This window comes from Mesorhizobium sp. B2-4-6 (assembly GCF_006442775.1).
Classification (GTDB): domain Bacteria; phylum Pseudomonadota; class Alphaproteobacteria; order Rhizobiales; family Rhizobiaceae; genus Mesorhizobium.
Window position 1 is genome coordinate 822,128 of record NZ_VFVI01000001.1, and the last position, 21,368, is coordinate 843,495.

At 63.5% G+C, this 21,368-nt stretch carries 21 protein-coding genes; 19 read left to right on the forward strand and 2 right to left on the reverse strand.

Annotated features, from left to right (window positions below):
- Positions 1-30: 30 nt before the first annotated feature.
- Genes FJ957_RS03950 through FJ957_RS03965 form a run of 4 tightly spaced genes read left to right on the forward strand, consistent with a single transcriptional unit; the run spans position 31 to position 3,862 of the window.
- Positions 31-1,110, forward strand: coding sequence for an ABC transporter substrate-binding protein (locus FJ957_RS03950; protein ID WP_140828739.1), 1,080 nt, complete (start codon positions 31-33; stop codon positions 1,108-1,110).
- Positions 1,111-1,137: 27 nt separating this feature from the next.
- Positions 1,138-2,007, forward strand: coding sequence for an ABC transporter permease (locus FJ957_RS03955; RefSeq protein WP_140828741.1), 870 nt, complete (start codon positions 1,138-1,140; stop codon positions 2,005-2,007).
- Positions 2,007-2,795: an ABC transporter permease gene (locus FJ957_RS03960; RefSeq protein WP_140828743.1), complete on the forward strand. Its 789-nt coding sequence runs from the start codon at positions 2,007-2,009 to the stop codon at positions 2,793-2,795. Before FJ957_RS03955 ends, FJ957_RS03960 begins: the two co-directional genes overlap by 1 nt.
- The gene (locus FJ957_RS03965; RefSeq protein ID WP_140828745.1) at positions 2,795-3,862 is read left to right on the forward strand and encodes an ABC transporter ATP-binding protein; all 1,068 of its coding nucleotides are present in this window, start codon (positions 2,795-2,797) and stop codon (positions 3,860-3,862) included. Before FJ957_RS03960 ends, FJ957_RS03965 begins: the two co-directional genes overlap by 1 nt.
- Positions 3,863-3,864: 2 nt before the next feature.
- Here the strand turns inward: FJ957_RS03965 and FJ957_RS03970 are convergent, their stop codons facing one another.
- Positions 3,865-4,821, reverse strand: coding sequence for a DMT family transporter (locus FJ957_RS03970; protein WP_140828747.1), 957 nt, complete (start codon positions 4,819-4,821; stop codon positions 3,865-3,867).
- A 94-nt stretch (positions 4,822-4,915) separates the two neighbouring features.
- On the opposite strand from FJ957_RS03970, the gene FJ957_RS03975 reads away from it, so the two are divergent.
- On the forward strand, positions 4,916-5,809 hold the full coding sequence (locus FJ957_RS03975) for a LysR family transcriptional regulator (protein WP_140828749.1): 894 nt from the start codon (positions 4,916-4,918) through the stop codon (positions 5,807-5,809).
- 29 nt (positions 5,810-5,838) lie between these two features.
- Here the strand turns inward: FJ957_RS03975 and FJ957_RS03980 are convergent, their stop codons facing one another.
- Entirely contained in the window at positions 5,839-6,867 is a 1,029-nt protein-coding gene (locus FJ957_RS03980; protein ID WP_140828751.1) for a LacI family DNA-binding transcriptional regulator, read from the reverse strand.
- Positions 6,868-7,219: 352 nt separating this feature from the next.
- Between FJ957_RS03980 and FJ957_RS03985 the strand changes: the two genes are divergently transcribed.
- The 14 genes from FJ957_RS03985 to FJ957_RS04050 all read left to right on the forward strand — a co-directional run bounded on the left by FJ957_RS03985 (position 7,220) and on the right by FJ957_RS04050 (position 21,355).
- Complete coding sequence (locus tag FJ957_RS03985) at positions 7,220-8,833, forward strand: extracellular solute-binding protein (RefSeq protein ID WP_140828753.1); 1,614 nt, start codon at positions 7,220-7,222, stop codon at positions 8,831-8,833.
- A gap of 81 nt (positions 8,834-8,914) precedes the next feature.
- Positions 8,915-9,775, forward strand: a complete 861-nt coding sequence (locus FJ957_RS03990) for a carbohydrate ABC transporter permease (RefSeq protein ID WP_140828755.1) — start codon at positions 8,915-8,917, stop codon at positions 9,773-9,775.
- Entirely contained in the window at positions 9,772-10,728 is a 957-nt protein-coding gene (locus tag FJ957_RS03995; protein ID WP_140828757.1) for a sugar ABC transporter permease, read from the forward strand. The genes FJ957_RS03990 and FJ957_RS03995 overlap by 4 nt, the downstream gene beginning before the upstream one ends.
- Positions 10,725-11,810 carry an ABC transporter ATP-binding protein gene (locus FJ957_RS04000; protein WP_140828760.1) on the forward strand — a complete coding sequence of 362 codons (1,086 nt, stop codon included), beginning with the start codon at positions 10,725-10,727 and terminating at the stop codon, positions 11,808-11,810. Before FJ957_RS03995 ends, FJ957_RS04000 begins: the two co-directional genes overlap by 4 nt.
- 3 nt (positions 11,811-11,813) lie before the next feature.
- On the forward strand, positions 11,814-12,875 hold the full coding sequence (locus FJ957_RS04005; RefSeq protein WP_140828764.1) for an ABC transporter ATP-binding protein: 1,062 nt from the start codon (positions 11,814-11,816) through the stop codon (positions 12,873-12,875).
- 35 nt (positions 12,876-12,910) lie between these two features.
- Positions 12,911-13,999, forward strand: coding sequence for a Gfo/Idh/MocA family oxidoreductase (locus tag FJ957_RS04010; protein WP_140828767.1), 1,089 nt, complete (start codon positions 12,911-12,913; stop codon positions 13,997-13,999).
- Between the two features lie 61 nt (positions 14,000-14,060).
- Positions 14,061-14,975 (forward strand): sugar phosphate isomerase/epimerase, encoded by a 915-nt coding sequence (locus FJ957_RS04015; protein ID WP_140828770.1) that lies wholly within the window; start codon positions 14,061-14,063, stop codon positions 14,973-14,975.
- Between the two features lie 61 nt (positions 14,976-15,036).
- Positions 15,037-15,981 carry a substrate-binding domain-containing protein gene (locus tag FJ957_RS04020; protein WP_140828772.1) on the forward strand — a complete coding sequence of 315 codons (945 nt, stop codon included), beginning with the start codon at positions 15,037-15,039 and terminating at the stop codon, positions 15,979-15,981.
- Positions 15,982-16,041: 60 nt separating this feature from the next.
- Positions 16,042-17,046 (forward strand): ABC transporter permease, encoded by a 1,005-nt coding sequence (locus FJ957_RS04025; protein ID WP_140828775.1) that lies wholly within the window; start codon positions 16,042-16,044, stop codon positions 17,044-17,046.
- On the forward strand, positions 17,046-17,825 hold the full coding sequence (locus FJ957_RS04030; RefSeq protein ID WP_181180492.1) for an ATP-binding cassette domain-containing protein: 780 nt from the start codon (positions 17,046-17,048) through the stop codon (positions 17,823-17,825). The genes FJ957_RS04025 and FJ957_RS04030 overlap by 1 nt, the downstream gene beginning before the upstream one ends.
- Before the next feature lie 4 nt (positions 17,826-17,829).
- A complete protein-coding gene (locus tag FJ957_RS04035; protein WP_140828779.1) occupies positions 17,830-19,011 on the forward strand; it encodes an aldose 1-epimerase family protein in 1,182 nt (393 codons plus the stop codon).
- A gap of 67 nt (positions 19,012-19,078) precedes the next feature.
- Positions 19,079-20,164: a fatty acid desaturase family protein gene (locus FJ957_RS04040; RefSeq protein WP_140829547.1), complete on the forward strand. Its 1,086-nt coding sequence runs from the start codon at positions 19,079-19,081 to the stop codon at positions 20,162-20,164.
- A gap of 43 nt (positions 20,165-20,207) precedes the next feature.
- The gene (locus tag FJ957_RS04045; RefSeq protein WP_140828781.1) at positions 20,208-20,522 is read left to right on the forward strand and encodes a MocE family 2Fe-2S type ferredoxin; all 315 of its coding nucleotides are present in this window, start codon (positions 20,208-20,210) and stop codon (positions 20,520-20,522) included.
- 29 nt (positions 20,523-20,551) lie between these two features.
- The gene (locus FJ957_RS04050; RefSeq protein ID WP_140828783.1) at positions 20,552-21,355 is read left to right on the forward strand and encodes a 3-methyl-2-oxobutanoate hydroxymethyltransferase; all 804 of its coding nucleotides are present in this window, start codon (positions 20,552-20,554) and stop codon (positions 21,353-21,355) included.
- Positions 21,356-21,368 lie beyond the last annotated feature (13 nt).

Consider the following 21,368-nt stretch of genomic DNA (forward strand, 5'->3'; position numbering starts at 1 on the left):
CAATCGGGCAAACAATGAGAGGAAAATACCATGCGCATGCCCAGACTGACCGCTTTTCTGACGGCCACCGCCGTCTTCGTCTCCGCATTCACGGTTTGTGTATTCCCTTTGGCAGCACAAGCGGCCGAGGAAGTGCATGTGCTCAACTGGAAGGGCTATGGCGCCGACGAGCCGTGGGCGGTCGCCAATTTCGAGAAGGCGACCGGCTTCAAGGTGGTCAACGACTTCTTCAACTCCGAACAGGAGATGCTGACCAAGATCCGCACCAATCCCGGCCTCTACGACGTCGTCATGATCAATGCCGCCTTCAACGACCAGGCGATGGCCGGCAAGCTGATCCAGCCGATCGATGTCTCGAAGCTTTCCAACTATGCCGACATCGCCAAGGACAAGGCGGGCTCGCCGATGCTCAACCATGACGGCAAGGTCTATGGCGTGCCGTGGGTGTGGGGCCTGACCGCTCTCGCCATCAACGAAAAATCCTTCGACAAGCCGCCGACGAGCATCGCCGAGATGTGGGACCCGGCGCATAAGGGCCGCGTCATCATCCGCGACGACGCCGTCGAGGCGGTGCAGTTCGGCGCGCTGGCGTCGGGGCAGAACATCAACGACATCAAGGATATGGAAGCGGTCAAGGCGAAGCTGACTTCGCTGATGCCGCAGATCAAGACCTTCTGGAGCTCGGAAAACGACTGGAACCAGATGGTCGCTTCCAACCAGATTGACATCGGCACCTATTGGAGCGGTTCGGCCGATCGCGCCAAGACGCATTTCAAGCTGCCGGTCTCGCTGGTCATCCCGCAGGAAGGTTCTGTCGCCTGGCTCGACGCTTTCTCGATCCCCGTCGGCTCCAAGAATGTCGCCGGCGCTGAAGCCTTCATCAACTACATGATCGACCCGAAATTCTATGTCGAATGGGTCACCAAGGTCGGCGCGCCGGTTTCGGCCAACACCAAGGCGGTCGAGGCGCTCCCCGAGGACGCCTTCAACCGCAAGGTCATGGGCAGCCCGGATGTCGCCAAGCGCATCCAGTTCCAGGCGCCGATCACCGACGAGCAGCGCGAGAAGTATCTGGCGCTGTGGCAGGAGCTGAAGGTCAACGTGAAGTAATCACGTCTTTCGGGGAGGAGAGGCAAAATGGCTGACCAGCTTGCGATCGGTTCGCGGCGCGGACTGAAGCCGGCCCTGCCGCTTCTCCTTCCCGCCTATCTGTGGCTGACGGTGGCGATCTTCCTGCCGCTGTCGGCCATGGTGTTCTTCTCCTTCATGACCGACCTGCCGCTGGCAGGCAAGGAGTGGGGCTTCACCCTCGGCAATTACGCGGCCTTCTTTTCGCAAAGCCTCTATTCGACGCTGCTGCTTTCATCGCTGCGTCTCGGCCTCGAAGTGACGCTGTGGTGCGTCGTCATCGGCTATCCGGCGGCCTATGTGCTGGCCAAGGTGCTCAAAGGGCACAGCCGCGAGGCGATCTTCCTGCTCGTCATCCTGCCGTTCTGGTCGAACGGGCTGGTGCGGATATTCTCCTGGGCCATGGTGCTGCGCGAAGGCGGCATCCTCGACACAGCGCTCAACGCGGTGCTGCCGTTCAAGATCAACATCGATCTCATGTATTCCTATCCGGCCGTCATCATCGGCCTGGTGCACTCTTATGTGCCCTACATGGTGCTGACCTGCTACCTCACCCTGCAGGCCATCGACGACTCGCTGATCGAGGCGGGACGCTCGCTCGGCGCCTCGCGGCGGCAGGTGCTGTGGCGGGTCATCATCCCGCTGTCGATGCCGGGCCTGATCGCGGGTGCCGCGCTGATCTTCGTGCCGGTCGTCGGCTCCTTCATGGAGCCGCGCATCCTCGGCGGCCGCACCGGCACCTTCTACGGCACCGTCATCGAGGACCAGTTCGTCGCCGTGTTCAACTGGCCGCTGGGCGCCGCGCTTTCCTTCATCCTGCTCGCGGTCGTGCTTATCATCCTGGCGCTGGCGGCGCCGGTCCTGCGGAGGGCCGGCTGATGGCGACGACACGCATCCTCGAATGGCTCGGGCGCTTCTACATCGTGCTTCTGCTCGGCTTCCTCTATCTGCCGATCGTCATCATGGCGGCGATGTCCTTCAACGCCTCGCCCTTCTACCAGCTGCCGTTCGAGTGGACGACGGACTGGTACGCCTCGCTCTGGCAGAACGACCAACTGATCGCGGCGATCTGGAACAGCATCGAGATCGCCGTCATCACCACAATCATCTCGACGGTGCTGGGCGCGATGGCCTCGCTCGCGCTCTACCGCCACGAGTTCCGCGGCAAGAAGCTCCTGCAGGCGCTGCTCTTCCCGCCGATCGCCATTCCGTGGCTGATCACCGGCACGGCGATGCTGATTTTCTTCTTCGGCGTCGGCATCGGTCGCGGGCTTGTCGCAATCCTGCTCGGCCATGTCGCGCTGGCGCTGCCTTATGTGATCGTCGTCGTCTCCGCGCGGCTGCAGACCTTCGCGCCTGAGCTGGAAGAGGCGGCGCGCTCGCTCGGCGCCAACCAGTGGCAGGTGACCATGCGCGTGACCTTGCCCTGGATCATGCCCGGCGTGATCGCCGGCGGGCTGTTCGCCTTTGCCGTGTCGTTCGACCAGTTCGTCGTTTCGTATTTCCTGTCGACGCCCGGCCAGACCACGCTGCCGGTCGAAATCTACGCCGCGATCCGCAAGGGCTTCACGCCTGAGATCAACGCGGTCTCGACGATCATCATCGTGGTGTCGATGGCGCTGATGCTGCTCACGGCGCGCTTCTTCAAATTCGGCGGAGAAAAATGATGGCTGGCGTCCAGGTCGCGAACGTCTCCCGCAGTTTCGGCGCGCACAAGGCGCTGGACGATGTGTCGATCGATTTCGCCGATGGCGGCTTCTACGCGCTGCTCGGGCCATCGGGGAGCGGCAAGACAACGCTGCTGCGCCAGATCGCAGGCTTCGACTTTCCGGACGCCGGCCGCATTGCCATCGGCGGCGAAAGCGTCGAGCGCGTGCCGGTCGAAAAGCGCCGCATCGGCATGGTGTTCCAGAACTATGCGCTGTTCCCGAATATGAGCGTCGCCGACAATGTCGCCTTCGGCCTCTCGGTGCGCGGCGAGCCGAAGGCGACGATCGCTTCGGAGGTTCAGCGCGCGCTCGATCTCGTGCAACTCGGCAAGCTCGGCGCGCGCAAGCCGCACCAGCTCTCCGGCGGCCAGCGCCAGCGCGTGGCGCTGGCGCGAGCCATCGTCACCAAGCCGCGCGTGCTCCTGCTCGACGAGCCGCTCGGCGCGCTCGACAAGGCGCTGCGCGTCGACATGCAGATCGAGCTGAAGCGCATCCAGCGCGAGATCGGCATCACCACCATCTTCGTCACGCACGACCAGGAAGAAGCGCTGACGATGAGCGACCGCATCGGCATCCTGCGCGATGGCAGGATGGTGCAGGAAGGGCCGCCGGAGGAGATCTACGACAGGCCGCAAAGCGAGTTCGCCGCGACCTTCCTCGGCGACGCCAATATCTTTCGCGGCGATGCGACCGGCTCCGGGATCAAGCTGCCGGACGGCACGACGATCGAGGCATCGACAGGCGCATCGGTGCCGGCCGGGGCCAAGGCGAGTTGCGCGGTCCGGCCCGAACGCATCCGGATTTCGAGCGGTGCGGGGAAGGCTGATGAAGGCAACGCGAACACGCTCAAGGGACAAGTCTCGAAACGCATCTTTGCCGGCAACAACAGCACCTACTTCGTCGAGCGCGACGGCCAGACACTGAAAGTGATCGTCCAGAATACTGGCGCTGAGCGGCTTGCCGAGGGCGAGCCGGTGGTGCTCAGCTGGTCGCCGGACAGCACGGTGCTTATCGCCTTGAATTAGGATCACGGTTGCTCGTTGACCGGGCCTGATATTCCCGATCGGGCGGTCGCGGTGCCGTCCGCTGAGGGCTTGATGCAAAGCACCGACACGCCGGCAAGGGCAATCAATACCATTCCGGCGACAGTCGTCCGGCCGGGGACCTCGTTGAAGAACACATAGCCCCAGAATGCAGCGAAGATCAAATAGGCGTAGTCGAATGTGGCTATGATCTGGGGTTTGGGCGATTGATAGGCACGAGCCAAACCTATGCTCACAGCAACAATCAGGGCCGCGAGGATGACGATGATCCGCCACTCCCGCGACCCCATGGCGGCCCAGTTTCCGAACAGAAATGGATAGGCTGGCCAAGAGCCGGCGAGCCCGATGACGAGGCTCGCGATACACCCGGCGATAAGCAGCGTTGCGTTCAGCCACAACGCCATGGTCATTGGCGTTTCCCCAGCACATTTGGCGCGTGTGAGAACCGCCGCGATTGCATAGAGGAGTGCGGCGGCGACCGGTATCAGCGGCAGTGGCGAGAAACCGTCCGACGTCGGGCGCACAATCAAAAGTACGCCGGCGAACCCCATTGCGATGCCCACCCAATGAAGCAGCGCGATGCGCTCACCAAGGACGAGCGACGACAGCAGCACGATGAACAGGGGCGCCGTGTAAAGAGACGCAGCGATAACGGAAAGGTCGAGGATCGGGATCGCTGCGTAGATCGCCAGATACATCAGCAGCAGCGCTCCGCTGCGGAGCGCTACCCAACCGGGAGCCGACGGCCAGACCGCGCCGCGTGTGAGCAGGAGCAGGATTGGAAACGCGATCGAGGAGCGCAGCACGTAAATCTGCCAGAGCGTCAGACTGGCGCTGGAGAATTTTACGAAGGCGTCGGTCAGCGCCATCGCAAACACGGTCATGAGAATGACGATCACACCGGTGACTGGCAGAGATCGTTCTGTCGGTTGGGCAGCCATCTGTTGTCTCCCGTCATGATTTCCCAGTCTTGCAACTGTTGATCGGTGCGAATAGGCAGCATAATATGATCAGTATGATTGGTCATATTAATCAATGCCGCGAGTAGAGCTGTCAGGATTGCAGACTTTTTTGGCGATCGCCGAGCATGGGTCGCTGCGTTCGGCAGCGCGCGTGCTCGGCGTAAATCCACCGGCGGTCTCCCTGCAGCTAAAGGCCTTCGAAGACCGGCTCGGCACTGCGCTGTTCACTCGCAGCACGCGATCCGTCATGATGACCGACGCCGGGCGGGCACTCTTCCTGAGCACGCGTCATCTGATAGGAGCAATCGAAGAAGCTCTGGATACCGCGCGCGAGACCGGCAAGGCGCGATCAGGTCAACTGCGCGTCACTCTCCCTTACCGGGCATGGCAGTTGATCATCGCTCCCCGTTTGGCGGCATTTGAAGCTGCCTATCCGCGGGTTGAATTGGATCTCTCGATAGATGAAGGCCTTACCGACATTGTTTCGCAAGGGTTCCATGCTGGAATTCGGCTCGGTGACCACCTGCAGGACGATATGATCGCACGTCGCCTGACATCGCCGCTGAACGGCGCCTACGTTGCCGCTCCCGACTATCTGGATCGCCACGGGCATCCCATGCATCCGCGCGATCTGCTGTCCCACAGCTGCATCCGACACCGACAGATATCCTCGGGGCGGATCGCCGAGTGGCGTTTCCAAGTCGATGGCAGTGAGATTTCCGTGGATGTCTCGGGGAAACTTGTCCTGAATGATCTGCGCACTGTCGTAGAGGCGGCAAGGCAAGGCCTGGGTATCGGCTGGTCGCTGCGTGCCGGTGTTGCCGAGGATCTGCGACGAGGGGATCTTGTGGAAGTCTTGCCGCAACACAGCCTGCGGCGTCCGGGCTTCTTTGTGTTTTTTCCGAAATCGCTGGGCCGGCTCGGCCTGCTCAGGGCCTTTGTCGATCATTTCGGATCGGAGGCCTGACAGGACTTGTAAAGACGCGTTCCTATACCTCAAATCTCCGGGATGCTCTCGCGGAAGATCACCTGCAGCCGCGGCTGGTGAAGCTCGTAGGGCAACCCCCTGACCGAGTGGGACAGGATGTTGAGCGCCTCCCTGGCCTCGACGCGCGGGTTCTGGTCGATCACCGCGTCGAGCGTGCCGTCGAGCAGGAGTTCCTTGGTGCCGTCCGTCACCTCATGGCCGAGGAAGATGATCTCTTTGGCACGTCCGCGTTCCTTCAGCGCGCGGGCGATGCCGGTGTTGCCGGCGCCGACATTGTAGATCGCGGCGAGGTCGGGGTGGCGCTCTAGCAAAGCGGAAGCCTCCGAATAGGCCTTTTCGCGGTCGTCGAGCATTTCACGCATCTCGACGATCTCGAGGTTGGGAGATTCCTCGGCGAGGATATGGCGGAAACCCATCTCGCGCTCCTCATGGCCGCGATAGGCGAGCGAGCCCGCGAACAGCGCCACCTTGCCCGGATGTCCTGCGGCCATGAAGCGGTTGAGCAGATAGCCGGCCAGCCGGCCGGCGGCGCGGTTGTCGATGCCGATATAGGCGACCCGCGGCACATGCAGGATGTCGGAGGCGATGGTGACGACCTTGATGTCGCTGGCCGACAGCGAGCGGATCGCCTCGCGCACCGTCGGATGGTCGAGCGCAATCACGCCGACGCCTTGCGTCTGGCCATGCAGGTCCTGAAGCAGGCGGGCGAGCCGGTCGGGATTGAAGCCTTCGATGGTCGTCACGCGGACGTCGAGATCGGGCCGCGTCAGCGCCTGCGCCTCGATGTGCCGGTGCAGCAGCTTGATGAAGGAGTTGGTGCCGGCGGGCAGCGCGAAGTCGAGCCTGATCGTCTGTCCCGGTGCGGTTCGCCGCGGCGCACCGTTCGGCGTCTCGGCGATATAGCCAAGGCGTTGCGCCATCTCGATGACGATCTCGCGCGTGCGGGCGCGCACGCCTGGCCGGTTGTTGAGCACACGGTCGACCGTAGCCGGAGAAACGCCGGCTTCCCGGGCTATGTCTGTCAGGGTTGACCGCACGTCGAGCACCTCATCGCAAGCATCAAAATCACGCAGCTTCCACTCAGTTCCGGAAAACGCCTCGGCAGCGACCGCGATTCTGATGTGAAATGATGTAACCGCCCTTGGCTTGCGCGCAAGCCGGCGCGCTACATAAGGCGGCGAAGGTCCTGCCAAGCCGGTCGGATCGCGGCGAAAGCCCCTCAAATCCAAGCAGTGGGTGCGATGTGATGGGTTCGGCGGACTGCATTTTCTCCCTCATTTGCGATCTTATGACGTGTTTTGAGTATTTATGATGTTGACAGGCTTCACGCGCTGTCGTCAATATCCCTCACGTGGGCCATGGAGGAACAGGCCCCGAGGGAGGAATTCGATGTCTCATTTGATCCGCATGTCGCGGCGCCGCCTGCTGGCGTCCGGAGGAAAGGCCGCGGTGTTCGTCGCTGCGACCGGTATTGCACCACAATTCATTCGTCCCGGCCGCGCCTTCGCGGCGGATGCGCTGGCGCCCGGCATGATCGGCGGGCCGACCGGCTTCGACGGCGCCGAACGCTATCAGTACGGGCCCGACACGCCGGAAGGGCGTGCGGTCGAGGCGGCCAAGGCCCTGAAGGCGGCCGGCAAGGCGCCGGCGAAGATCGTGCTTGGCCTCTCCGACGGCTCGATCGGCCAGCTGACCAAGCCGTTCCCGGCCGGCGCGCCGTCGATCAAGGACCTGTGGGAGAAGGAAACCGGCATCCAGATCGAGATCGTCGGCCTGCCGAACGGCCAGGAATTCACCAAGACGATGCAGGACATCTCCACCAAGGGCGGGGCCTACGACATCTATTCGACCGAATGGAACCGCCTCGGCGATCTCGCCGAGACCGGCGGCATCGCCAAGCTCGACGACTTCGTCGCCAAGCACAAGCCGGAATGGGACGATCCGAAGCAGGGTTACGTCAACGGCGCCAAGGGCGTGTCGCTGCTCAACCAGTATCGCGGCTCGACCTATGGCGTGTCGCTCGACGGCGACTTCCAGACCTGGGTCTACCGCGCCGACCTGTTCGGCGACGCCGCCGAGCAGAAGGCGTTCAAGGACAAGTACGGCTACGACCTTGCCCCGCCCAAGACCTGGAAGCAGCACAGCGATGTCGCGGCCTTCTTCCAGCGGCCGGACAAGGGCCTGTTCGGCTCGACCGACCTGCGCAACCAGGGTTGGGGCTACACCAACTGGTACCAGCGCTATGTCTCGATGGCCTCGCCCAACCAATTCCTGTTCGGCGACGACGGCAAGCCGCTGATCAATTCCGAGCAAGGCATCGCCGCCACCAAGGAATATGTGGATTCGCTGGCGCATCATTCGCCGGACGCGATCTCGTGGGGCTGGCCGGAGCAGTATGGCAATTTCGCCAAGGGCGGTGCGGCGATGACCTGCGCCTTCTCCAACCTGCCTAAATTCCTCGACAATGCCGGCAACAAGGATTCCGCCGTCACCGGCAAGATAGGCTCGATGCTGCCGCCGGGACGCGAGATCGACGGCAAGCTGATCAGCCGCTCCGTTCTGTGGTTCTCGCTGACCGGCATGGTCTCGTCGCAGTCGAAGAATCCGGAAGCCGCCTACCTCTTGCTGCAGTGGTTGGGCTCGGCCCGCATCTATGCCTGGATGAGCGCCAATCCCGGCGGCTATCTCGATCCGTTCCGGCTCTCGGATTTCGCCGATCCGCTGGTCCGCCAGACCTATCACGCCTACCACATGGACGTCGTTCGCGAGACGGTGGCGCGCACGGTGCCGACCATCAACTATCCCGGCGCCACCGCCTTCCACAATGCGCTCGACGAGAACCTGATGGCCTCGCTGACCAAGGCCAAGACGCCGGACCAGGCGATGGCCGATACCGAGCGCGATTGGAAGAAGATCGCGCGCCGCATCGGCGAGGACAAGCTTCTCGAAGCCATCAAGACCAACAAGGAGGCATGGCCCACCGTTCTCGATCCGATCAGCTGATCCGTCTCCCTGGATCAGAAAAGGAGGGGAGGGGCGACTGCTCCTCCCCTTCGCCAGCAACGCCACCAGCAAAGCAGCCAGATGAAGCGTTCCGTTCCCTTCGAGATATTCCGCTACGCCGCGATCCTCGCGGCGATGGCGGTGACGCTGGTGCCGATCCTGTGGATGGTGTCGATGGCCTTCAAGCCGATCGGCGAGTGGTCGGCGACCGGCGCCGACCTGACTTGGTGGCCGAAGCAGCCGACGCTCAGCAATTTCCGCTTCGTGTTCGGCGAATCCGACAACGATCTGATCGTCGCGCTCGACCACACGGCGCTGAAGCCGATCCTGTCGTCGCTGCTTTCGGCGGTGTTCGGGACCGCGATTGCCATGTCGGCCGGCACTGCGGCGGCCTACGGCCTGTCGCGCTTCAGCTCCGGCCAGAACCTGCCGCTGGCGCTGATCCAGCTGAGGCTGTTTCCGCCGATGGCCGTCATGATCCCGGTGATGATCATGTGGGCGTTCCTCAACCTCAACGACACATGGTGGGGGCTGGCGCTGATCTACGGCATCGTCACGCTGCCCTTCGCCTTCTGGCTGATGAAGACCTTCTTCGACGACATGCCGCGCGAGATCGAGGAGGCAGCACTTGTCGAGGGCTGCTCGCGGCTGCGCGTCTTCACCCGCATCACGCTGCCGATGATGCGCGCGCCGCTGGCGAGTGCCGCGCTCTTCGTCTTCATCCTCAACTGGTCGGATTATCTCATCGCGTTGCTGCTCACGACGCGCGAATGGGTGACGATCCCCGTCTACATGGCATCGCTGTCGTCCTCGATGACCGGACAGCTCTATGGCGCCAAGGCCGCGCTCGGTCTGATCGCGGCGGTGCCGCCGGTCATCATGGGCATCGCCATCCAGCGCCATCTGGTGCGCGGGCTGACCTTCGGAGCGCTCAAGCAATGAGCGCGGTGACGGCGACGATTTCGGAGGACGAGATGGGCGCGCGGACAAAGCCCGCCACGCCTGACGAGGGCTCGAGGCTGGGCTTCCGACTGACCTTGCCGGCGCAGGTCCTGGTGCTGTTCATCTCGGCCTTTCCGCTGCTGATGCAACTTTACATCAGCGTCACCGACTGGTCGCCGCTTTCGGGCGCCGGCTGGTGGAACGCCTGGGAGATGTGGAACAGTTTCGCCAACTACACCGATCTCGCGGCCGACACCCGCTTCTGGAGCGCGCTGCAGCGCACGGCGATCGTCATGCTGGTCTGCGTGCCGGCGGAGTTCCTGCTGGGCCTGGCTCTGGCGACCCTGTTCGCCGACGAGTTTCCCGGCAAGCGCATCTTCTATTCGATCCTGCTGATGCCGATGATGGTCGTGCCCGCGGTCGCCGGCTACATGTTCTTCATGCTGTTCCAGTCGGGCGGTCCGGTGAACGATATCCTGTCGCGGATCGTCGGCACGCCGGTGACCATCGCCTGGCTGTCGGATCCGAATCTGGCGCTGATCGCGGTCATGATCGCCGACATCTGGCAGTGGACGCCGCTGATGTTCCTGATCCTGCTCGCCGGCCTGGTCGGCGTGCCGGAAGACCAGATGAAGGCGGCAACGCTGCTCGGCGCCAATGCCTGGCAGCGCTTCATCACCATCGTGCTGCCGAAGATGAAGACGATCATCATCATCGCGCTGGCGATAAGGGTGATCGAGAACTTCAAGATATTCGACACGCTCTACATCATGACCGGCGGCGGTCCCGGCGTCGCCACCGAGACGATCTCGGTCTACATCTACAAGGTCACCACGCAGGACCTGATCTGGGGCTATGTGGCGGCGATCGCGCTGGCCATCCTGATCGTGCTTTCGATCGTCGCGGTCTACGCCATGAAGCGCATGGCGAAGGCGGGGGAGGTGCCGGCATGAGCGCGATCCACCTCAAGAACCTGGTCAAGACATTCGGCGACTTCACCGCGCTGAAGACGATGGATCTCGAAATCGCCGACAGCGAGTTCATGGCGCTGCTCGGGCCGTCCGGCTGCGGCAAGTCGACGACGATGAACATGATCGCCGGCATGGAGGAGCCGACCAGCGGCAAGATCCTGTTCGGCGAGCGCGACATGGCCGGCGTGCCGATGGGGCGGCGCGGCGTCGGTTTCGTCTTCCAGAACTACGCCATCTTCACCCATATGACGGTTCGGCAGAACCTCGCCTACGGGCCGAGGATGCGCGGCGCCGCCACGGCCGAGATCGATCGCCGCGTCGGCGCCATCGCCGAGATGCTCCAGCTTTCGCCGCTGCTCGACCGCAAGGCGGACCGGCTGTCGGTCAACATCCTGCAGCGCGTGGCGATCGGCCGCTCGGCGATCATGGAGCCGGCGATCTTCCTGCTCGACGAGCCGCTGTCCAATGTCGACGCCGCCTTCCGCGCGGTGATGCGCACTGAGCTCAAGCAGCTGCAGCGCCAGTTCAGGCAGACCATGGTCTATGTCACGCACGACCAGCTCGAGGCGATGACCATGGCGGACCGCATCGCGGTGATGGATCACGGCGTGCTGCAGCAGGTCGGCACGCCGCTCGAGGTCTACAACAATCCGGCCAACGTCTTCGTCGCACGCTTCATCGGCGCGCCCGGCATGAACCTGCTGAAAGGCAGGCCGGCGGAAAGCGATCGCGGACTGGTGATCGATCTCGGACCCCTCGGCGTCACGCCGCCCTTGCCGGATGAACTGGCTTCAGCTGCGAGAGCGGCGCGCGGCGACGTGCTTTACGGTTTCCGGCCCGAGCAGGTGGCGCTTGCCGAGCGCGGGCTGTCGATGCCGGTAAGCTTCGTCGAGCGGATCGGCGCGCGCACCATCGTCCATCTCGGCGAAGGCGGGAGCGCGGCGAAGGCGGTGTTCGAGAACGATGTCGGGCTGTCGGTCGGGCAGACGGCGGTCGTCGCGCCGTCGGCCTCGTCGGTGCGCGTCTTCGACGCCACCACCGGCCTCGCAGTGAAGGCGGGTTGAGACATGGCCGACATCATCTTTCGCAATGTCACGAAGCGCTACGGCAGCACGCTTGCCGTCGACGACGCTTCCTTCACCGTCAACGACAACGAGTTCTTCTGCTTCTTCGGGCCGCCGCTGTCCGGCAAGTCGACGATCCTGCGGCTGGTGCTCGGTCTGGAAGTGCCGGATCAGGGCGAGATCCTGATCGGCGGCAAGCCGGTCAACAGCGTCTCGCCGGCCGAGCGCAACGTCGCCATGGTGTTCCAGAACCTGGCGCTGTTTCCGCATATGAGCGCGCGCGACAATGTCCGCTTCCCGCTGGTCGAGCGGAAGGTCGCCGAGGCCGAGATAGAGAAGCGGCTGGCCGACGTCGCGGCCAAGCTGCACATCGGCCACATCCTGCACAAGCCGCCGGCGCAGCTTTCCGGCGGCGAGCGGCAGCGCGTGGCGATCGCGCGCGCCCTGGTGCGCGACCCGGCAGCCTATCTGATGGACGATCCGATCTCGGCGCTCGATGCGCGGCTGCGCGAGGAGACGCGCGTCGAGCTGAAACGCATCCAGCGCGAGCTCGGCAAGACGCTGATCTATGTCACGCATGACCAGGAGGAGGCGATGTCGGTCGCCGACCGCATGGCGATCCTGGAGAACGGCCGGATCAGGCAGATCGGCGCGCCGGCCGAGATCTACGATCGGCCGGCAAGCGCCTATGTGGCGCGCATGCTCGGCTCGCCGATGATGAACATCCTGCCGTCGGTGCACGGCGTGGGTGGGATCGAGGCTGCTGAAGGGACAATACGCATCGCCGATGCCAAGGCGCCGGCCGAGGCGATCGAGATCGGACTCAGGCCGGAAGACCTCAAGGTCCGACCCTGGACGGACAACGGGACGGTGGAAGGCCGCCCGGCGCGGGTGTTCGAGGTCGAGCCGCTCGGCGGCTACAGCGTGGTGACGCTCGCGGCAGGGCAAGCGCGGCTTAGGGCACTGCTGCGCGGCCAGCCCGATATCAGGCCGGATGCGATGGTGACGATATCCTGCGAGCCGGGTCGCGTGCATTATTTCGGCCAGGATGGAGGCGCGCTGTGACGGCGGCCGCAAGGAAAGAATTTCGGGAGGAAGAGATGGCAGGCAAAGGCTTCGAGCCGGACGTCAAGGTTCGCACCAGGGATTACAAAATCGGCTGCGTCGGCGCCGGCATGATCATGGCCGAGTGCCATCTGGCGGCTTACAAGGAAGCCGGCTTTCCGGTGGTGGCGATCGCCTCGCGCACCAAGGCGAATGCTGAGAAGGTCGCCACCCGCTGGGACATTCCGACCGTTCACGACACCCCGGAACAGCTCATCGAGGACACGAATGTCGACATCATCGACCTGGCCTTTCCGCCGGACCAGCAGCCGGCGCTGATCCGCCACGCGCTGAAGCAGAAGCATATCAAGGCGATCCTGGCGCAGAAGCCCCTGGCGCTGTCGGTCGAGGAAGCCGTCAAACTGCGCGACGAGGCGGCGAAGGCCGGCAAGATCCTCTCGGTCAACCAGAACATGCGCTACGACCAGTCGATGCGCGTGTTGAAGCAGATCATCGATAGCGGCGCGCTCGGCGACATCGTCTTCGCGCAGATCGACATGCACGCGATCCCGCATTGGCAGACCTTCCTTCAGGGCTACGACCGGCTGACGCTCGCCAATATGAGCGTGCACCACCTCGACGTGCTGCGCTTCCTGTTCGGCGATCCGGACGAGATCACGACGCTTACGCGCAAGGACCCGCGTACTCAGTTCGACCATTCCGACGGCATCACCGTGTCGACGCTGCGCTTCCCGTCGGGTGTGCTTGCCGTGTCGCTCGAGGACGTGTGGTCCGGCCCGCGTCAGGACGGCTACAAGGACGACCAACATATCAACTGGCGTGTCGACGGCACCAAGGGCGTCGCCAAGGGCACGATCGGCTGGCCGACCGGTGCCGCCTCGACGCTGACCTACGCTTCGGCCGAGACGACCGGCGGCGAATGGGTGAGCCCGAGCTGGGAAACGATGTGGTTCCCGCACGCCTTCATCGGCGTCATGGAGCAGTTGCAGCACGCGGTGAAAACCAGCACGCCGCCGGCGCTCTCCGTCGCCGACAACGTCAAGACCATGGCGCTGGTCGAGGCGGGCTACCGCTCGATGGCAGAGGGCCGCACGGTCAAGCTCTCCGAAATCCCGACAAACTGAATCAACCCAATCAACTGAAATTACTGGCAACTGAATCGCTTACAGGGAGGAATTCAAGATCATGATGCAGGCAGGCATTTTCACGGGCTATTTCCCGTACGGCCTCGAAGAGACGGCGCAAAAGATCCGCGGCCTCGGTTTCAACACGGTGCAGCTCGATCTGCATTTCAAGGATGTCGACCTGTCGGCCGGCCAGATCACCAAGGACAAGGCGAAGAAGGTGCGCGACACCTTCCGCGACCATAACCTGCCGGTCTGCTGCGTGTCGGGCTATACCAACATCATCCACCCGGACAAGGCGGAGCGCGAGAAGCGCGTCGGCTATCTCAAGGAGATCATCCGCAACGCGCGCCATTTCGGCTCGCCTTACGTGATCTCGGAAACCGGCACCTACAACACCGAGTCCGACTGGGTGCATCACCCGAAGAACAAGACCGAGGAAGGTTTCGAGGAATGCCGCAAGGTGATCGCCGACCTTGCACAGACGGCTTACGACCACGGCGCGGTGTTCCTGCTCGAAACCTATGTCAACAATGTCGTCGGCTCGGTCGAGGAGACGGTGAAGATGTTCGCGCAGGTCGACCATCCCGGCCTTGGCCTGCTGATGGACCCGACCAACTATTTCGAGACCCACAACATCGACCGGATGGACCAGATCCTCAACCAAGTCTTCGACACGCTGACCGACAAGATCAGAATAGCCCACGCCAAGGACGTGAAGCGCTCGGGCGACGACAAGTCCGAGAAGCATGCCGATATCGGCGACGCCGACGCGATGGAAAGCCACACCTTCCGCGGTGTCGGCGAAATCGAACTGCCGGCGCCGGGCCTCGGCTCGCTGAACTACGACCTCTATCTTCAGCGGCTCGCCGAAAAGCATCCGAACATCCCGATGATCATCGAGCATCTGTCGGAAGACGACGTGCCGCGCGCCAAGAAATTCCTCGACGGGAAGCTGCGCGCCAACGGTCTGTGAGATCGCAGGGCGCCGCCCATTCCGGAGCGGCGCCTGCATTTGCAAGATAGGAGGAAACGAGATGTTGAAGTTTGGATTGAAGCTGGCGGCCACGGCGGCCGTGTTCGCCAGCGTCGCGTTCGGCTCGGCGGCGCACGCCGCTGACGGCCAGAAGACGTTCTATCTTTTGTCACATGGCGGCCCGTCGGACGCGTTCTGGATCGACTGGAACGCCGGCGCGACCAAGGCCTGCGACCAGCTCAAGGTGACCTGCAAGATCTCTTTCAGCGGCGGCGACATGGCGGCCCAGAAAGAGGCTTTCAACTCGGCGCTGGCCGCCAAGCCGGACGGCATCGCCACGACGTCAGCGCAGCCCGGACTGTGGACCGAGGAAGTGAAGGCCGCCAAGGCTGCCGGCATACCGATCGTGTTCTTCAACACGGACGATCCGGCGACCGGCCGCCAGGCCTATGTCGGCGCCGACCTCAAGGAAGCCGGCGCCATCTGGGCGAAATATCTCGTCGACCACAAAATGGTGAAGCAGGGCGACAAGGTGTTCCTGCCGGTCGAGGTTCCGGGCGCCAGCTACCAGCAGCTCGAGACGGAAGGCATCGCCGGCGTCTTCGATCCGCTCGGCATCAAGTATGACGTGGTCGACTGCGGCACCGATCCGGCGGGCATCATCGCCAAGATGACCGACTACATGGTCGCCAACAATCCGCCGGCGATCATCGCGCTGGGCGATTCCGTGGCGGCCAGCGTCAAGCGGGTGTTCGACGGCGCCGGCATTCCGGCCGGCAAGATCCCGGTGGTCGGCTGGGGCAATTCCAAGGAGACGGCGCAGGCGGTGAAGGACGGCTTCGTCAACGCCGCCGCCTGGCAGTATCCCTCGGCGCAAGGCTTCATGCCGGTCGCGCTGCTCGGGCTTGCGGCTTCGGGCGAGCCGATCGGCTACGACATCCACACCTTCGGCCTCTACGACGCCTCCAGCGTCGAGCCGATCCTGAAGCTCTACGACAAGAAGTGAGGAACTGGCGCCCGCCGCGTGAGCGGCGGGCGCCATATAGCAAGCATGGTTCAACAGGTCATGGCAGTCACCGCGGAAGACGGCGCACGAGGGGCAAGGAGCAGGTCGAGGCTGATGCGCTCGCCGCAATTCTCGTCTTTCGTCATCCTCATCATGCTTCTCGTGGTGTTCGGCGTCGCCGACCGCAATTTCCTGTCGCCGCTCAACATCTCCAACATGATGGCGTTCCTGCCTGAGCTCGGCATCATCGCGCTCGGCATGACGCTGCTGCTCACCGCCGGAGAATTCGACCTGTCGGTCGGCGCGGTGTTCGGCCTGGCGCCGGTGGTGGTGATGCTGCTGGTGCAGAACGCCGGCGTCGATATCGGCGTGGCGCTGCTGGCCGGGCTTTTGCTGTGCATCGTCATCGGCGCGATCAACGGCGTGATCGTCACCAAGATCGGCATCTCGTCCTTCCTGGTGACGCTGTCGATGCTTTTGATCGTGCGGGGTGCGGCGCTCTACATCACGCAGGGCTTTCCGCTGAAGTCATGGGACCAGCCCGGGTTTTTCGTCACGCTGCTCGCCGGCAGCTTCAATCTTGGTTCGTTCCGCTTCTACACCTCGCTGTGGTGGTTCGTCGGCCTGTCGCTGCTTGCGATCTACATCCTGCGCTACGCCAAGCTCGGCAACTGGATCAGCGCCATCGGCTCCAACCGCAACGCGGCGGTGGCGCGCGGCGTGCCGGCCGACGCGGTCAAGATCTGGCTGTTCGTCCTGACCTCGGTGCTGGCCGGGCTCGCCGGCATGATCAGCGCCTTCCGCATTTCGGCGGCTTCGCCGGTGGCGGGAACCGGCTATGAGCTCGAAGTGATCGCCATGGTGGTGGTCGGCGGCACGGCGCTGACCGGCGGGCGCGGCACCATCCTCGGCACCATCGTCGGCGCGCTGATGCTGCGCGCGATCCGCAACGGCATCGTGCTCGTCGGCGTGCCCGGGCTCGCCTACAACATCTTCGTCGGCGTCATCATCCTCGCCATGCTCATCCTGCACGCACTGCTGCAGAAAAACGCCGCAAGGAGCTGATGACGATGCAGGAAGTGCTCCGGCTGCAGAATTTGCAAAAATCCTTCGGCAGCGTGCGCGCGCTGAAGAATGCCTCGCTGACGCTCAAGGAAGGCGAGGTGGTGGCGCTGCTCGGCGACAACGGCGCCGGCAAATCGACGCTGATCAAGGCGATCTCGGGCGTCTTCCCGATCGATCGCGGCGACATCTATGTGCGCGGCGAAAAGGTCTCGATCCGCTCGACGCGCGAGGCGATGGACCTCGGCATCGAGACCATCCACCAGGACACATCGCTTGCGCCGGACCTCAGCATCGCGCGCAACCTGTTCCTTGGCCGCGAGCCGGTCAATCTCAAATGGCTGGGCGTCTTCGCGCCGCTCGACCTCGCCAAGCTGCGCAATGCTGCCTCAGCGCTGCTGAAGCGCGTCGGCATCTCGAAGAAGCTCGACGCCGACGCGTTGGTCTCGACGCTTTCCGGCGGCGAGCGGCAGTCGATCGCGATCTCGCGCGCCATGCAGTTCGCCGCCAAGGTGATCATCCTCGACGAGCCGACCAACAATCTCGGCGTCGAGGAAACGCATGGCGTGCTGCGCTTCGTCAAAGAGATGCGCGAGGCGGGACATTCGGTGCTGTTGATCACCCACAACATCCACCATGTGTTCGAGGTCGCCGACCGCATCATCGTCATGCGCCGCGGCGAGATCGTCGCAGAGCAGACGGTCGCCGACACCGATCTCTTGACGGTGGAAAGCCTGATAACCGGCGCCGACCTGTCGGCCCTGATGAAAAGGGCGCAGTGACGGCATGGTGAAGCTCTACGAACAAACGCTTTCGCGCCGGCAGGTCGCCGAACGCTCCGGCATGCTGTCGCAATTCGCCGGGGTGCGGCTAATGACGCTTGGCGACGGCGTCGAGCGTGGCATCCGCATGCTCGAGTTCCGCACCGGCTCGGGCCTGCGTTTCACCGCGTTGGTCGACCGCGCGCTCGACATCGCCGATTGCGAGTACAAGGGCCAAGCGATCGGCTGGCATTCGCCGAGCGGGTTTCGCAACCCAGGCCTGCACGATTATGAAGGCGAGGACGGCTTTGCCTGGGGGCGGTCCTTCTCCGGCCTGCTGGTCACCTGCGGGCTCGACCACATCCTCGGCCGTAACGAGGTGCCGGCCGAAAACTACAATTATCCCGGACGCAAGACCGTGACGCATTCGCTGCATGGGCGCGTCGGGACCATTCCGGCGCGGCTCACCGGCTATGGCGAGGCCTGGAACGGCGACCGCTGCGTGCTGTGGGCGGAAGGCATCGTCCAGCAGGCGAGCGTGTTCGGCGAGGATCTGCACCTCATCCGCCGCATCGAGGCCGATGTCGGCGGCAACGAGATCCGGCTCTCGGACCGTGTCGTCAATCACGGCTTCCACCGCACGCCGCATATGTATTTCTACCATGTCAATGTCGGGCATCCGTTGCTCGACGCAGGCTCGCGCTATTTGGCGCCGATCCGCGACGTCGTCTGGGCCGCGCATGCCGGCGAGCGTTACGAGGCGCAGAAGATCGGCTACCGCACCATGCCTGAGCCGCAATTCGGCTTCAGCGAGCAGGTCTGGCAGCATGAGCTAGGCGCCGACGCCACGGGCGAGGTGCCGGTGGCTGTCGTCAACGACCGGCTCGGCCTCGGCTTCGAGGTCGTCACCCGCAAGGACCAGTTGCCTTGCTGTTACGAGTGGCAGAATTTCCAGGCTGGGCAGTATGCGCTTGGCATCGAGCCCTCGACGCACCATGTGCTCGGCAATCTCGCCGCGCGCGAGCGTGGCGAGATGATCTGGCTCGAGCATGACGAAACCCGTGCCTATGACGCGGTGTTCCGCATTCTCGACGGCAAGGAGGCGATTGCTGGCGCTGAACGCAGGATCGCGGCCATCGCCCGCCAGCCCGAGCAGGATTATCCTCAGCCCTCCGGCAATTTCCCAAGACTGGCGGGCAGGGCATGAGCGCGACAATTATCCATAGCAAGCCCTCCGGCCGGCGGACCGGATTTGATTGGAAACCGATGTGACGATGGCAAACAAGCGCGACTACAGCCTTGTCGGCGACAGCACCCGCCGGGCGATCGAGACCGGACTTGCCTCGGCCGAGTGGTATCACACCGACGTGGCGCGCAAGACCATGAAGGAATTGATGCAGCGCTCGGACGGGCCGGCGATCCGCGACACCATCATCTGGATCGCCGCGATCCTGGGCTCGGCCGCCGGCATCGTCTGGTTCTGGGCCACCTGGTGGGTCGTGCCGTTCCTGTTCGTCTATGGCGTGCTCTATGGCTCTTCGAGCGACTCGCGCTGGCACGAATGCGGCCACGGCACTGCCTTCCGCACGCGCTGGATGAACGACGTCGTCTACCACATCGCTTCGTTCATGCTGATGCGCAATCCAGTGCAGTGGCGCTGGAGCCATGCGCGCCATCACACTGACACCATCATCGTCGGCCGCGACGCCGAGATCGCGGTGATGCGGCCGCCGGATCTCATCAAGGCGGCTTTGGCCTTCACCGGTATCCTCGATTTCCGCTATTCTCTGCCGACGCTGGTGCGCCAGGCCTTCGGCACATTGTCGGACGACGAGAAGAGCTACATCCCGGAAATGGAGCAGCACAAGGCGGTGACCGCGGCGCGCTGGCACATGGCGGTCTATGTTGCGACGATCGCTGTCGCAATGGCGCTTAGGTCATGGATACCGCTGGTGCTGATCGGCCTGCCGCGCCTCTACGGCACCTGGCACATGGTGACGACCGGCTTGCTGCAGCATATCGGCCTCGCCGACAACGTCACCGATCATCGGCTGAACACCCGCACCGTCTATATGAACCCGATCAGCCGGTTCATCTACTGGAACATGAACTACCATGTGGAGCACCACATGTTCCCGATGGTCCCCTACCACGCGCTGCCGAAGCTGCATGAGCTGATCAAGCACGATCTGCCGGTGCCGAACCCGTCGATGTGGCACGCCTATCGCGAGGTCTGGCCGGTACTGCTCAGGCAGCTGAAATACGAGGACTATTATCTCAAGCGCGAATTGCCGCCGACGGCCAAGCCCTATCGCGGCGAATTCCATGATCTCGACATAACGGCCGCGGCCGCCGAATAGGCGGCGCAGCAATCCAGAGAAACACGATGGCCGGAGAGGGACGATGGCGGAGTGGGTCGAAGCATGCGCGGTGGGCGATGTGGACGAGGAGGATGTGATCCGCTTCGACCATGGCGGCCGTACCTTCGCGATCTACCGCTCGCCGGATAATGATTTCTTCGCGACCGATGGGCTCTGCACGCATGAAAAGACCCATCTGGCAGACGGGCTGGTGATGGACGACATCATCGAATGCCCCAAGCACAATGGCCGCTTCAACTACAAGACCGGCCAGGCCAAGGGCGCGCCGGTCTGCGTCGACCTCAAGACCTATCGGGTCAAGGTCGAGGCCGGTAAGGTGATGATCGATATCGGCTGAAAGCCGTCAGACAAAAACAGGATGTACCGATGAGCCGAAAGAGACCGACCGTCGCCGATCTGCGCGCCATGAAGGGCAAGCGGCAGCTTACCATGCTACGCGTGCTGACGCTGGAAGAAGCCGAGGCCGCCGAACGGGCAGGGGTAGACATCGTCTCGGTGCCGCCGGAACTGGTGCTCAATCCGCAATATCGCGATGCCGCGCCCAGCCTCTTCACCATGCCGGGCGACAATTTTTTCGAGATCGGCACCACCGACGATTTCGTGCGCTGGTCGTTCCGGCTCTACAAGGCCGGAGCCGACGCCGTCTATTGCAGCGCCGGCTACGCCACGATCAAGCGCATGGCCGACGATGCGATTCCGGTCATTGGTCATGTCGGGCTGATCCCGTCGCGCGCCACATGGACCGGCGGCTTCAAGGCGGTCGGCAAGACCGCCGATACGGCCATGCAGGTGTTCGAGGCGGTCAAGCAACTGGAGGCCGCCGGCGCCATCGGCGCCGAGATCGAAGTGGTGCCGGTGGAGGTGGCGAAAGCGATCTCCGAGCGCACCCCGCTGATCATGCTGTCGATGGGCGCGGGTACGGGCTGCGATGCGCAATATCTGTTCGCCGAGGATATTCTCGGCACCAATCGCGGTCATATGCCGCGCCATTCGAAAGTCTACCGCAACTTCGCCGCCGAATACGACCGGCTGCAGGCGGAGCGCATCGCGGCGTTTTCGGAATATGTCGCCGACGTCAACAGCGGCGCCTATCCGGAAGACAGGCATATCGTGCATATGGATCCGGACGAGCTCACACGCTTCATGAAGAAGGTGGACGCGAAGGCCTGATCCGCCGCGAGCT